Below are 13,820 nucleotides of genomic sequence, written 5' to 3' on the forward strand. Positions count from 1 at the left end.
GCCAGCTGGTTTTTATAACGCTATTTATTAATCAAAGATCATTATTTAATTTGTGGGTCTAACTCACCACTCAAATACTTAAGGTGCATGTCATCAAGTGAAATTGGCTTAATTTTACCTGCTTGACCAGCCGTACCAAACGCGTTGTAACGCGCAACACAAATCTCTGTCATTGCTTTAGTTGCTTCTGCTAGGTATTTACGCGGATCGAAGTTAGATGGGTTAAGCGCCATATGACGGCGAATAGCACCGGTAGAGGCCAAGCGTAAATCGGTATCAATATTTACTTTACGTACACCGTATTTGATCCCTTCTACAATTTGCTCAACAGGTACACCGTACGTTTCAGGAATTTCGCCACCGTATTGATTTATGATCTCTAACCACTCTTGTGGTACAGACGACGATCCGTGCATTACTAAGTGCGTGTTCGGGATACGTGCGTGAATTTCTTTAATACGATCAATCGCTAAAATGTCATCTGTGGGTGGGCGCGTAAATTTGTACGCACCGTGCGATGTTCCACAAGCAATTGCCAAGGCATCAACATGGGTTTTATTTACAAAATCAGCGGCTTCTTCTGGGTCGGTAAGCATTTGATCAGTAGTTAGTTTACCTTCTGCGCCTACACCATCTTCTTCGCCCGCTTCACCGGTTTCAAGTGAGCCAAGTACACCTAGCTCGCCCTCTACCGATACGCCACAAGCATGTGCCATAGCCACGGTTTCGCGTGTTACTTCTACATTATATTCGTAGCTTGATGGGGTTTTTCCGTCAGTCATTAATGAGCCATCCATCATAACTGATGAAAAACCAAGTTGAATTGAGCGTTGGCAAACACCGGGTGAGGTACCGTGATCTTGGTGCATTACTACTGGAATGTGCGGCCATTCTTCAACGGCTGCTAAAATCATGTGGCGGATAAATGGAGCACCAGCATAAGCACGTGCGCCTGCTGATCCTTGAACAATTACTGGGCTGTTTGTTTTATCAGCCGCTTCCATTATTGCGCGCATTTGCTCTTGGTTATTCACGTTAAAGGCTGGAACGCCGTAACCGTGTTCAGCTGCATGATCTAAAAGTTGTCGCATACTGATTAAAGCCATTGGGTATTCTCCAATTTATCGACAGCAGTCTCCTGCCATCTAGTTTGAACGGATATGTTAGTTTGACGCAATCACTGCGCCACAAAATAAAGCAATTTACACTGCTTAGTTTTGTCTTAATTAACTATTAAATAAGGGTGAGAGGTATTTAATAATTAATCGTTGGTGAGGGTTTCCCCTCACCAAATGCGGCTAAAATTTATTATTTAGCGCGCGACTCTAGCATTTCTACTGCTGGAAGTTTTTTGCCTTCTAAAAACTCTAAGAACGCACCACCACCGGTAGAAATGTAAGATACTTTATCGGCAATGCCGTATTTATCAATTGCCGCTAAAGTGTCACCACCGCCTGCAATCGAAAACGCATTAGAGTTAGCAATTGCCTGGGCAATAGCACGTGTACCATTACCAAACTGATCAAACTCAAATACGCCAACTGGGCCATTCCATACAACAGTACCGGCGTTTGCAATAATTTTTGCAAGCTGGCTGGCTGTATCAGGGCCAATATCAAAAATCATGTCATCGCTTGTTACTTCGCTTACATCTTTAAGCGTAGCGACTGCAGAGTCTGAAAATTCATTACCTACTACAACATCGGTCGGTACCGGAATTTCACCATCGTTTGCTTTAGCTGCTGCACATAAACGATTTGCTTCATCCATTAAATCAGCTTCATAAAGTGATTTACCAACCGGATGACCCGCAGCTGCAATAAAGGTATTAGCAATACCGCCACCTGTTACAAGCTGATCTACAATCGTTGAAAGCGAGTCTAAAACAGTTAATTTAGTTGATACTTTAGAACCACCTACAATAGCCACTAATGGGCGTGCTGGGTTATCTAGTGCTTTACCTAGTGCTTCAAGTTCTGCTGATAATAACGGGCCAGCACAGGCAACATCTGCAAATAAGCCAACGCCATGAGTAGACGCTTGTGCGCGGTGAGCGGTGCCAAATGCATCCATTACATACACATCACACAGGGCAGCAAGTTGTTTTGATAAGGCTTCGTCGTTTTTCTTCTCGCCTTTATTAAATCGTACGTTTTCAAATACAACTACTTCGTTATCGGCAACTTCAACGCCGTTTAAGTAATCTTTTTCAAGGCGGACATTTTGCTCAAGTGCGTCGTTTAGGTAATCGGCTACAGGGGCAAGTGAAAATTCGTCATCGTACTCGCCTTCCGTAGGGCGGCCAAGGTGCGACATAACCATTACTTTAGCGCCTTTTTCAAGAGCTAGCTTAATAGTAGGTAGTGCAGCACGAATACGTGCATCTGAGGTCACTTTACCTGCTTTAACTGGTACATTTAAATCTTCACGAATTAATACGCGCTTGCCGTTTAAATCTAAATCTGCCATTTTTATGACCGACATAACATCTCCTTAGTTAACGATACTTGAACCTGAAAAATAAATTTTAAAATTATTATAAAATGTTTACTTAGCCATCATCGCACGTGCTGTATCTAGCATGCGATTGGCAAAACCCCATTCGTTATCACACCAAACAAGTAACTTTATCAGGCGTTTGTGACTAACACGTGTCTGCGTGCCATCAATAATACAAGAATGTGGGTCGTGATTAAAATCAACCGATACCAATGGCTCTTCGGTGTAACTTAATATACCTTCTAAGCGGTCTTTTGCTTGGGCTTTAAGTGCCGTATTTACCGCCTTTAAATCTACATCGGCATTTACTGTAACACTTAAATCCATTGCCGTTACGTTAATTGTCGGCACGCGAACCGCAATGGCTTCAAAGCGCCCTTCAAATTTGGGTAAAATGCGGTCTATTCCTCGTGCTAATTTTGTATCAACCGGAATAATAGACTGACTCGCAGCGCGGGTACGACGTAAATCATGATGGTACGCATCAATCACTTGTTGATCGTTCATCGACGCGTGAATAGTGGTAATAGCACCCGATTCAATGCCAAACGCATCATCTAGCACTTTAATAACAGGCACCACACAGTTTGTAGTACACGAGCCGTTAGATACAATAGTGTGCTCGTGTTTGAGCTCATCGTCGTTAATGCCATACACAATGGTGGCATCTACATCGTTATCAGCTGGGTGCGAAAACAACACCTTTTTAGCACCCGCAGTAATGTGTAATTGTGCATGCTCGCGCGAGTGATAAACACCGGTACATTCAAGCACAACATCTACATCTAGGGTTTGCCAAGGCAATTCTACTGGGTTTTCTTCACAAAATAGTGCAATGGTATCGCCTGCAACGCTAATGGTGTCTTCACCAAGTTTTACAGGAAAAGAAAAACGACCGTGGGACGTGTCGTATTTTAATAAATGAGCAATAGCTTCAGGGTCAGCAAGTTCGTTAATCGCAACAATTTTTATCTCGTTGCTCAAACCTGACTCGTACAACGCGCGGACAATATTTCGACCAATACGACCAAAACCATTAATTGCAAGTTTGATTGCCATGAAATATAAAATCCACTCTCTTTACGTGCAGACAAAGGCATCGATGCCTTTTAGATGGCTGTATTGTAATCGACCTTGAACATTATTATAAGAGGGAGCGATTAGAAACTTTAAATTAACCCAAAAGTAGCTAATTTACTTGGCTACTTTTAGGCATAAAGCGAGCTTGCTTTATTGCTTACTGTAGTGCTTTTAAAGCATTAATTATATCTTGCGGCTCTGAGCGGGTGCGGTAATCAACATCGACATAGCGCCACGTCACTTTACCTTCGCTATCTAAAACAAACGTGGCAGGGATAGGTAAAATACTGCCGTTGCCGTTATTAAGCGACTCTAAATCAAGGCCGCGGTCTTCGCGCATATGATCTAATAAAAATGCAGGTACTTGCCACGCAACGCCATAGCTTTCTGCTACATCTGCATTTTGGTCACTCAGCACGACAAAATCCATATTACGTATGTCGTTTTCGCTCATTGAGCCATCGGGCGCTTGTGGGCTAATAGCCACCAGCTGTGCGCCTAATGCGTGAATTTCAGGTAGGCGTGACTGCAATGCTTTTAGCTGTAAATTACAATAAGGGCACCAACTACCACGATAAAAAGTTATAACCACAGGCCCTTTTGCAAGTAGCTCATCTAATAAAACTTGCTCACCGTGCTGGTTCGGCAGTTCAAAGCGTGGGGCATTTTGATCTAAATTAAGTGCATTTGCCCCTTCTTGAAACGCTTTTGCCTGAGCAATGGTTTCATCAACGCCTTTCATAAAATCAGGGTTACCTTTTCGCCCTGCTGCTACTTTTGCCTCGGTTTGTGCTTTTAATGTGTTGCTTTCATCGCTCATAGTATTGCTACCTTCAAATTAATCAAAAACATAAAACTAGCTTACAGTACGAACATGTATTTGAAATGAAATTATTAATTTAATCAGTTATATCTAAATCAAACACCACGTTTATGGATGATTTAAAGCTTATTGTTGCCTGTAAATCGTTACTACGTATTTGAGGAAAAGAATTATCATCTTGCTGCGCCCTGTGCATCTTGGTTATGGCTGTACTAAAACCACTGTCATAGTTGTTTTTAGTTGAGCGAATAGTGCGTACTTCACCTACTTTTGCATTGAATGAATCAGCAAGTAAATCCGCTTTTATTTTTGCATCTTCAATTGCTAACTGTGTGGCTTGCGCTTGTAATTGCTCAAATTTTGAAGATAAAAGCTCAATATTTTGAATGGCATTTACTTCTTGGTTCAATAAAAAATCTGTTAAATCGCTCACACGCTCAATACTGTTTAGCGTTACTTCAAACGTTCTTATCGCTGCATATTCGCTAAGGGCCTGATGCCCTGTTTCAATATAATCCATTCCTGTTTTTTCAATTTTAACGTTTGAGGCAACTACGTCATCGGCGCTTATTTCAAATTGATTGAGCCCATCTATTAATAACTTCACTTTATTCTCAAGCGCGTTATTGGCGGCTTTCGGCTCATTTTTAACACTATTCACCTTAAATAGTATTTTAGCCATGTCAGGCTCAACTAATACCTCAGCAGTGCCTTGTACTGAGATATGACGATTGGCAGGTAAGCTCGAATTAGCAAAAGCGATGAGTGGCAAAAAGAGTAGAGCAATAGCGGTAATGAGTTTCACGTCGTTCCTTAAAGTAGTTAGTTAAATAATGATTACGTAACCGTACCTATAATCATACAGTTGAAAATAAAAGTAAACTGCCCTTTATTGTAGGCAAGAGTATACCTCGCGCTGCATAAAGCCGCGCCTACAGCCAACCTAGGTTAACTCACCCACTTTTAGCTCTTTACCACGGTTTATTTGGTAGCACTGGGCTAGTAGTAATTCGGCGGTGGCCTGTGCGTCTGTAAGTGCGTTATGGCAATGATAGCTTGGTAACTCATAACGTTTGCGACACGCACTTAGGGTTAAATCATCTTGTTTTATTTCTGCGCCTTGGCAAATAAGGCGCTTTTTTTCTATGTGGAGGGTGTCGAGTATTAGCTTAGGTTGTGCGTTTATATTGGAACCTTTAAGGGCTGCTTTTAAAAACCCCCAATCCAGTATGGCGTTATGAAAAACCAAAATATGGTCACTAAAATCACGGCTTAGCTGCGTTAATATAGTGTGCAGGCTTTGCCCTTTAGCCACAGTGTCGTCAATAATGCCGTGAAAAACAGGGCTTTGGTCTAAGCGTTTAACGTTTTTATTAATTAAATGCTGAGACTCACTCATTTTTATACATTGGTTATCTATTTTTACCCAGGCTACTGAGACAATTTCATGCTGGTTTACATCAAGCCCAGTAAGCTCTAAATCAATCACTAAATAGCGTTGCGTTAACGCATTTTGACTTAAAAGATTACGCCTTTTTATATACTTACTGAGCCATTTTTTTACCACAGCGCTTACCTCTTGTTACAAACTGCCACGGGCAAATTTAAACGCCGCGGCTTGCTGCGCTTGTTTTACTAAATAAAAAGCCTCTTTAAGCTGATGACGCTCTAATGAACTTAATTTATCGGGGTTTATGCAGTTACTTGGCAAACCTTCTTCGTTTATTTGCGTACTAAAACGCAACTGAGTTAAAAATCGCCAGCAATCTTTTAAATTATAAATATCGTCTTTATTTAGCAGTGAATGCTTAAGTAAAGCATCTAAACGCTCTTGGGTATTGGCGCGTTTTATGCCTGCTTTTAACGCATATAAACGCACTATGTCGTTAATGATCACCACACCACGCTTTTTTAAATCAATGTATTTATGGTTGTTATCATTTTTTTGCGTTTTAAGTTTATTAAATAAACCAATAGGCACTGAGCTGGCTCTTATGTCGGTTGCCATAGCAGCATAAAATAACTCATCGCGCGATATTCTGTTTAACTGCTCGCAAAAGCCGCTGTATAGAGCATTGGAGCCTTCAATAAAGCGCAAATCAAAAAATATTTTGCAGTTAAGCATGGCGTTAGGCGTTGGGCTTTTTATCCATTTAAAAAAGCGCTCGCACCAACTACTCACACTCATTCTGCACTCATCGCTGCTGGCCATAATATTCCCCGGGCAACGCCTAATGCCGCATTCTACTAACTGCTCACATACAAACTCCCCCATGTGTTTAAAGTAAGCTTGGTGTTGCTCGCTTAAATCATCTGGTAGCAATAAGCCATTGTCTTGATCTGAATGTAGGGTTTGCTCTTCGCGTGCTTGCGAGCCAAAACATATAAAGCAAAAACTGGTGGGCGCTGCGCCATTTTCTTCTTGAAATAAATGAATAAGACGCGAGGTGAGTGCATCGGTTAAGCCGCTGAGCAACTTACCAATTAGCGATATGTCTTCTATGTTGTATGAAAAACTACGTAGTAACTCAGGGATTTCGCCCGCATAACGTTTTAAATCGGCAATGCTGTGGGCTTTATAAATGCGGCCAATAAGCTGCACAGGGTCGCTTTTTTGCTGGCGAAGTAAATCTGTACTGGTAAGCATACCCAAAGGCTTATGGTTTTCATCAAGCACAGGTAAATGATGAATATTGTATTTAAGCATTAAATGCAAAGCAGAAAACACCCGATTGTTTTCAAATATAAATTTAGGCTTTGCACTCATTATGCTGCTAACCGCATCTTGCGGATCGACTTCATCGGCCAGTACACGGTTACGTAAGTCGCGGTCGGTCACTACGCCAACTAAAATGGCGTGTTCGGTGATCATAATTGACGATACACCGTGTTTTTTCATTTTTTTAGCGGTTTGCCTAATACTGGCATCGGGGGCTAAGGTTATGGCGGTGCGGGTCATCAGCTCAGATATTCTGCGCTCAGACCAGCTATCGTTTTTACTTTTATAATGTGATGAAAGTAAACGATTGGCGTGCGCGCGTACAAAATATTGCTCAAACGGTTTGTATTGATGACGTAAAAAGTCAAAATGCGTTTGCGCAAGCATATACACTATGCCCTCTTTTTGTACCTGTAACCTATTTTGAATCGCCTCTCCGGTTAACAAAGAAGGATAGCCAAAGTAATCCCCCTGCGCTAAACGCTTTACTACATCACCTTTTGCATCCACTAGGTCGTATAAACCAGAGCGAATTAAAAAAAGCTTTGGGGTTTGCGTTTGCAGCCACTGCGCTTGGTTTTCTCGGGTTAAATAAACACTATCAATATGGCTTACAAAATACTCACACGCACTGTCGTGTAGCATGCTAAATGGTGCCTGCATACACACAAACTGGGCAACTTCCTGCTGCTCTACACTCATTGCTGTACTCTTAAAAAGTATACACAAAACCTAATGTACTCATTATTTGAACAAATAAAAAGCCCGACTAAAGTCGGGCTTTTGGTGCTTTATTTTTAAGTAGGCTTAGCGCATTAATGAGCGTGTGCTTCACCTGACCCTTTAGGATTACGAATACCTTCCACCATTTGTTGTATTTCAAGCGGTGTCGATTTTGTTAATTTAAGTACGGTTGCAGCAACCACAAAGTTAATGATCATCCCTACTAAGCCAATTCCTTCGGGCGAAATACCTAAGAACCAATTTTCTGGGCTATTAAGCTCAGGGCTTACAAATTTAAAGAAGATAATATACGCAGCGGTAAAGCCTATACCGGTCACCATGCCAGCAATTGCGCCTTCTTTATTCATTGTTTTAGAGAATATCCCCATAATAATTGCTGGGAAGAAACTCGCCGCCGCTAAACCAAAGGCAAAGGCGACCACCGATGCAACAAACCCAGGCGGGTTAATCCCAAAGTAAGCCGATATAACAATGGCAATCATCGCGGCTAACCGAGCAGCTAGTAGCTCTTGTTTATCGCTTATGTCGGGTTTAAGGGTTCGTTTAAGTAAATCGTGCGACACTGATGTTGAAATAACCAGCAATAACCCCGCCGTGGTTGAAAGCGCAGCAGCAATACCACCGGCCGCTACTAATGCGATTACCCATGCTGGTAAATCAGCAATTTCAGGGTTAGCCAGTACCATAATATCGCGGTCTACTTTTACTTCGTTTGCGCTAGTTGGGTCTTCTACCTTGCCGGCGGTGTAAAACATTTTGCCGTCGCCGTTTTTATCATTAAAGGTAATTAAGCCCGTGCGTTCCCAGTTTTTGATCCACGCTGGTGCTTGTGCGTACTCTGTACCGCTACCATCTTTACCGTTAATGGTGTCAATCATGTTTACGCGTGCAAACGAGGCAACCGCCGGTGCAGTAGTGTAAACAATGGCAATAAATACCAGTGTCCACGCTGCTGAAATACGGGTATCTTTAACGCGAGGTACAGTGAAAAAGCGAACAATTACATGCGGTAAACCAGCAGTACCCACCATTAAAGCGCCAGTAATAGCAAATACGTCAATCATGCTTTTAGAGCCTTCGGTGTATTGTGCAAAGCCCAGCTCTGCGCTTAACCCGTCTAGCTTATCAAGTACATACATGCCTGAGCCATCACTCAATGTGGCACCAAAGCCGGTTTGCGGGAAGAAGTGGCCTGTCATCATCATTGAAATAAAGATAGCGGGCACAAGGTAGGCAAACACAAGCACACAGTACTGCGCTACTTGCGTGTAAGTAATGCCTTTCATGCCGCCAAGTACCGCATAAAAGAATACAATCACCATTCCAATGTAAACACCGGTTTCAATTTCTACTTCTAAAAAGCGCGAAAATACCACGCCTACGCCACGCATTTGCCCAGCAATGTAAGTAAAACAAATAAAGATGGCACACAAAATAGCAACAACACGTGCTGTTTGTGAGTAGTAACGGTCGCCTATAAAGTCAGGTACAGTGAATTTGCCAAATTTACGTAAGTAAGGCGCTAAACACATAGCGAGTAATACATAGCCGCCAGTCCACCCCATTAAGTAAACACCGCCATCGTAACCTGCAAACGAAATAATACCCGCCATTGAAATAAACGATGCTGCGCTCATCCAATCGGCTGCGGTTGCCATACCATTGGCAAGCGGAGGTACGCCGCCCCCTGCCACGTAAAACTCATTTGTAGAGCCTGCACGCGCCCAAATTGCAATGCCGATATAAAGCGCAAAACTTAAACCAACAATTATAAATGTGAGTGTTTGAACATCCATTACCTAGCTCCTATTCGTCTACGCCGTATTTTTTATCTAACGTGTTCATTTTGAAAACGTAAACAAAAATCAAAGCTACAAAGGTGTAAATAGCGCCCTGTTGTGAAAACCAGAAGCCAAGTTTAAACCCAAAAAAACGTACTTCATTCAGTACATCTACCAGTAATATGCCAAAGCCAAATGAGACCACAAACCACACTGCTAGTAACTTAAACAGTAGTGAAATGTTTTCTGCCCAATAAGCTTTTGCTTGTTCTTCATCTTTAAAAGCCATTTTTATTTTCCCCTTTAAGCATTGCATAATTGCAATGAGTGGTTTTTTTATAGTCGGTTATTAATTTAGCAACGCGGCGTGAAGAGTGAAGTGAGACCATAGTCGTAACAGCCTGTTAACGTTTACGTAAACTGCAAATGCAATTGTATTTAAAAATACAATTACACATAATTTTCAGTGGGTTAGCTTTTACCTAAGTGCGTTAACGGCAAAATTTAAGTGGCTTTGTGTAAAAATGCGACATTAGTCTAATAAATCACCAGAAATATAAATAATCATTTAAAATCAATACAATAAAAACAACGTTAATATTTTGCATAAAATTGTGCACGCACACTTAAAGTTATCTCTGGTATTGTGTGTGGGTATAAATAATAAGGTTTAATAACAACATGACTGCTGTACTGATTTTTGTAGCATTAGGCTATATTGGGGTGCTGTTTTGGCTTGCTAATTGGGGCGATAAAACAACACCACTTGCTAAACGGATTAGCCATCATCCTTTTGTGTATTCGTTATCGTTAGGGATTTATTGTACCTCGTGGACGTACTATGGTTCGGTTGGTACCGCCGCCACCAGTAGTTGGAGCTATTTACCCATTTTATTGGGGCCTTCATTGTTGTTCTTTTTTGGCCAAGGCTTTTTACGCAAACTGGTATTAGTAAGTAAAAAACAAAACATTACCACCATTGCCGATTTTATTTCTGCCCGCTACGGTAAACGTCAAACTAGTGCAATATTGGTCACTGTTATTGCCCTACTTGCTACCATTCCCTATATTGCGCTGCAGTTAAAAGCACTCAGTACCAGCTTTTTGCTTTTGCAAAACAGCAATCAAATATCTGGCGAAATGCTTACCCTTACCGCCACGTTAATTATGGCGCTGTTTGCAATATTTTTTGGTACCCGTAAGGTAGATGTTACCGAGTACCGCTCTGGGCTTATGCTAGCAGTCGCCTTTGAGTCAATGATAAAGCTTATTGCGCTTATTGCCGTAGCAGGCTTAGCCTTGTACACCTTATTTAATTTACCCACCCTTAGCGGCGACAAAGTCACAGAGTTGATTTGGCAACACTGGGGCAACTTTAACTTTTTTAGTTTTAACTTTATTGGCCAGTCACTTATGGCTGCCGCGGCCATAATTTGTTTACCACGACAATTTCATGTCACCGTGGTAGATAACCAAGACAAACGCCATTTATTTACTGCTCGCTGGGCTTTTCCGCTGTATTTATTACTCACCGCCGCGATGATAATTCCTATTGCTACTGCCGCAATTCACCCAAGTATTGGTAGCAGTTTTTCACCCGACAGCTTTGTATTAGCGCTACCGCTTATTCACGACCAAGCTTTTTTAAGTACCTTTGTATTTATTGGCGGGCTTTCTGCAGCCACCGCTATGATAGTGGTGGCCACACTTACGCTTAGCACCATGATCTCTAACGATGTAGTGCTGCCGCTTCTGCTACGCCGTAAATTTAAGCGCAACTTAATTACCAGCAGTTATAAATCGCAAATTTTATTAGTCAGGCGCTTTACCATAGCCGGCATACTTATATTGGCTTATTTTTATCAGCAATGGTTTGGCCATGGTAGTGCGCTGGCCAGTATGGGGCTGGTGGCGTTTTCGTTAGTAACGCAGCTGCTCCCGGCTATTGTGGGCGGACTTTACTGGCGAAAAGGCCATGCTTATGGTGTATATGCGGGGCTATTAGCGGGTTTTATTTGTTGGGTATTATTTTTAATGATGCCAATTTTAGATGCCGGCAGTGCCCTTGATAGCGAGCTTCAGCAAACCCTTATTACACGCGGCACTCTGATAGCCTTATTTGCTAACATTGGTTGTTATATTAGTTTTTCGTTAGGGGCAGAAGAGCGCTTGATAGATAAAATTCAGGCCGCTGCATTTGTTAACCCTAAAGATCAGGCTATTTTATCGCGCCGCTTAAACAAAAATGTTAAAGCCACGGTTTACGACTTTAAAATACTGCTGCAAACCTTTTTAGGTATTCAGCGCAGCCAACAAGTACTGGCGCACTTTTCACTTTCGCACCAGCTAAGTGACAATAATGCCCACCCCGAGCCCGAATTTATAGCCTACTGCGAGCGTGCGTTAACTGGGGTATTAGGGGCGTCTTCGGCGCAGGCGCTAATCCGTACGGTTTCATCGGGTAAACGTATGGCCTTTGAAGAGGTGGTTAACTTTTTTGACGAAACCACACAAGCACTGCAGTTTAACCAAAACCTTTTGTATACCTCGCTCGAAAACTTAAGCCATGGTATTTCGGTGGTCGATAAAGATTTAAAACTGGTGGCATGGAATAAGCGCTACAGCCAAATGTTTGGCTACCCCGACGGCTTTTTAGAAGTGGGGCAACCCATAGAAGATATAATAAGGTACAACGCAGTACGCGGTGAATGTGGCCCAGGCGAAATAGAGCGCCAAGTAGAAAAACGCGTTCAGCATTTAAAAAATGGTAGCTCGCATCACTTTATTCGTCACCGCCGTAATGGCCAAGTGTACGAAATGATAGGTAACCCCCTACCCGATGGCGGCTTTGTAACGAGTTTTTCAGACATTACAAACCATATAAGTACGCAAAATGCGCTTGAAGAAATTAACATGGATCTTGAAAACCGCATTGAGGCGCGAACTCAAGAAGTGCAAACCATTAATAAAGACTTACAAGCCCAAATAGATAGCCGAGTAAAAACAGAGCAAGCACTTACTTTAGCCAAGCGCGAAGCAGAGCAAGCCAACGACAGTAAAACGCGATTTTTAGCACTGGCAAGCCACGATATTTTACAGCCCCTTAACGCGGCGCGTTTATACCTTGCAGCCATTGATGAAAAGCAGCTTGATACAACTAACCAAAATAGCTTTAATAAGCTTGGCCACAGTTTAGACTCAACCGTGCATTTAATGTCGGCCTTACTAGAAATTGCCAAGTTAGAGCAAGGCGCAATGACCCCAACTCCACGGCACTTTTGTATAAACGATATACTTATGCCACTGCAAAGCGAGTACGCTATTTTATCAAGCGATAAAGGCTTAAAACTAACCGTGCGTTCAAACGCACAAATTGTGCATAGCGACATTACCTACTTGCGCCGAATTATACAAAACTTGGTGTCTAATGCGGTTAAATACACTGAAACAGGGCGAGTATTAATAGCGTGCAGAAACCGTAAACATAATTTACGTATAGAAGTATGGGACACCGGCCCAGGTATTAGCCAAATAGAACAAGCTAAAATATTTAACGACTTTTACCGTATAGAAGCCGGTGATAACAAAGGCGTTGGTTTAGGGCTTGGCGTTGTAAAACGTATGGCCGATTTACTTAGCTTAGAGCTTGATGTGCACTCAGAGCCCGGTAAAGGCAGCCGCTTTAGTATTGAAGTACCCTATGGAGATGCGCAGTTTGTACAACAAAAAGCTACGGCCAGCAGCTTAGTTGAAAACCGCGCCGCGATTAACATAGTCGCGGTAGACGATGACCCCGAAAACCTAGCAGCAATGGCCAGTTTACTTAAAAAGTGGCAAGCCAATTACACCTTGTTTGACGATGTAAATAAAGTACTCGCGCACGCTAAACAGCACGCAGCGCCCGATGTAATTTTAATGGATTACCAATTAGGTAATGATTGCGATGGTATTTCGCTTATAAAAACACTGCGTGATACATGGCAAAGCGAAGTGCCCGCCATACTTATAACCGCTGTACGCGACACCGAGCTTAAACAAGAAACCAAAGCGGCTAATATTCATTATTTAAGTAAGCCTATTAAGCCGGGTAAGCTTAAAGCTTTACTTAATCACAGCACGTAATAGCCAATTAGCAGCAAAAAATAAGCCCAGCATTAGCTGGGCTTATTTATGT

Annotated in this window: 10 protein-coding genes; 1 reads left to right on the forward strand and 9 read right to left on the reverse strand. The window is 42.2% G+C overall.

Annotated elements, in window-relative coordinates; translation table 11 throughout:
* Positions 1–41 precede the first annotated feature (41 nt).
* From fba to CWC04_RS02230, 9 genes are all read right to left on the reverse strand, one after another.
* Positions 42–1,106 (reverse strand): class II fructose-bisphosphate aldolase, encoded by a 1,065-nt coding sequence (gene fba / locus CWC04_RS02190; RefSeq protein WP_004586082.1) that lies wholly within the window; start codon positions 1,104–1,106, stop codon positions 42–44.
* A gap of 202 nt (positions 1,107–1,308) precedes the next feature.
* Positions 1,309–2,484 (reverse strand): phosphoglycerate kinase, encoded by a 1,176-nt coding sequence (locus CWC04_RS02195; protein ID WP_004586081.1) that lies wholly within the window; start codon positions 2,482–2,484, stop codon positions 1,309–1,311.
* A 63-nt stretch (positions 2,485–2,547) separates the two neighbouring features.
* Entirely contained in the window at positions 2,548–3,558 is a 1,011-nt protein-coding gene (gene epd / locus CWC04_RS02200) for an erythrose-4-phosphate dehydrogenase (RefSeq protein ID WP_126008039.1), read from the reverse strand.
* A gap of 178 nt (positions 3,559–3,736) precedes the next feature.
* Entirely contained in the window at positions 3,737–4,399 is a 663-nt protein-coding gene (locus CWC04_RS02205) for a peroxiredoxin-like family protein (protein WP_126008041.1), read from the reverse strand.
* Positions 4,400–4,478: 79 nt separating this feature from the next.
* Positions 4,479–5,207, reverse strand: coding sequence for an SIMPL domain-containing protein (locus CWC04_RS02210; protein WP_138684493.1), 729 nt, complete (start codon positions 5,205–5,207; stop codon positions 4,479–4,481).
* Positions 5,208–5,345: 138 nt separating this feature from the next.
* Positions 5,346–5,969, reverse strand: a complete 624-nt coding sequence (locus tag CWC04_RS02215) for a 3'-5' exonuclease (protein WP_138684494.1) — start codon at positions 5,967–5,969, stop codon at positions 5,346–5,348.
* A 15-nt stretch (positions 5,970–5,984) separates the two neighbouring features.
* Complete coding sequence (locus CWC04_RS02220; protein WP_138684495.1) at positions 5,985–7,823, reverse strand: DUF294 nucleotidyltransferase-like domain-containing protein; 1,839 nt, start codon at positions 7,821–7,823, stop codon at positions 5,985–5,987.
* Between the two features lie 113 nt (positions 7,824–7,936).
* Positions 7,937–9,661, reverse strand: a complete 1,725-nt coding sequence (locus tag CWC04_RS02225; protein ID WP_004586075.1) for a sodium:solute symporter family protein — start codon at positions 9,659–9,661, stop codon at positions 7,937–7,939.
* Positions 9,662–9,671: 10 nt separating this feature from the next.
* On the reverse strand, positions 9,672–9,935 hold the full coding sequence (locus CWC04_RS02230; RefSeq protein ID WP_004586074.1) for a DUF4212 domain-containing protein: 264 nt from the start codon (positions 9,933–9,935) through the stop codon (positions 9,672–9,674).
* Between the two features lie 392 nt (positions 9,936–10,327).
* On the opposite strand from CWC04_RS02230, the gene CWC04_RS02235 reads away from it, so the two are divergent.
* Positions 10,328–13,768: a PAS domain-containing hybrid sensor histidine kinase/response regulator gene (locus CWC04_RS02235; protein ID WP_138684496.1), complete on the forward strand. Its 3,441-nt coding sequence runs from the start codon at positions 10,328–10,330 to the stop codon at positions 13,766–13,768.
* Positions 13,769–13,820: the final 52 nt, after the last annotated feature.

Origin of the sequence: Pseudoalteromonas sp. S2893 (assembly GCF_005887105.1) — a bacterium.
Taxonomy (GTDB): Bacteria; Pseudomonadota; Gammaproteobacteria; order Enterobacterales; family Alteromonadaceae; genus Pseudoalteromonas; species Pseudoalteromonas atlantica.

Bases quoted from the DNA above. Each gene is read 5' to 3' on its own strand.
- fba (WP_004586082.1), bottom strand. From the start codon at position 1,106: ATGGCTTTAATCAGTATGCGACAACTTTTAGATCATGCAGCTGAACAC.
- CWC04_RS02195 (WP_004586081.1), bottom strand. From the start codon at position 2,484: ATGTCGGTCATAAAAATGGCAGATTTAGATTTAAACGGCAAGCGCGTA.
- epd (WP_126008039.1), bottom strand. From the start codon at position 3,558: ATGGCAATCAAACTTGCAATTAATGGTTTTGGTCGTATTGGTCGAAAT.
- CWC04_RS02205 (WP_126008041.1), bottom strand. From the start codon at position 4,399: ATGAGCGATGAAAGCAACACATTAAAAGCACAAACCGAGGCAAAAGTA.
- CWC04_RS02220 (WP_138684495.1), bottom strand. From the start codon at position 7,823: ATGAGTGTAGAGCAGCAGGAAGTTGCCCAGTTTGTGTGTATGCAGGCA.
- CWC04_RS02225 (WP_004586075.1), bottom strand. From the start codon at position 9,661: ATGGATGTTCAAACACTCACATTTATAATTGTTGGTTTAAGTTTTGCG.
- CWC04_RS02230 (WP_004586074.1), bottom strand. From the start codon at position 9,935: ATGGCTTTTAAAGATGAAGAACAAGCAAAAGCTTATTGGGCAGAAAAC.
- CWC04_RS02235 (WP_138684496.1), top strand. From the start codon at position 10,328: ATGACTGCTGTACTGATTTTTGTAGCATTAGGCTATATTGGGGTGCTG.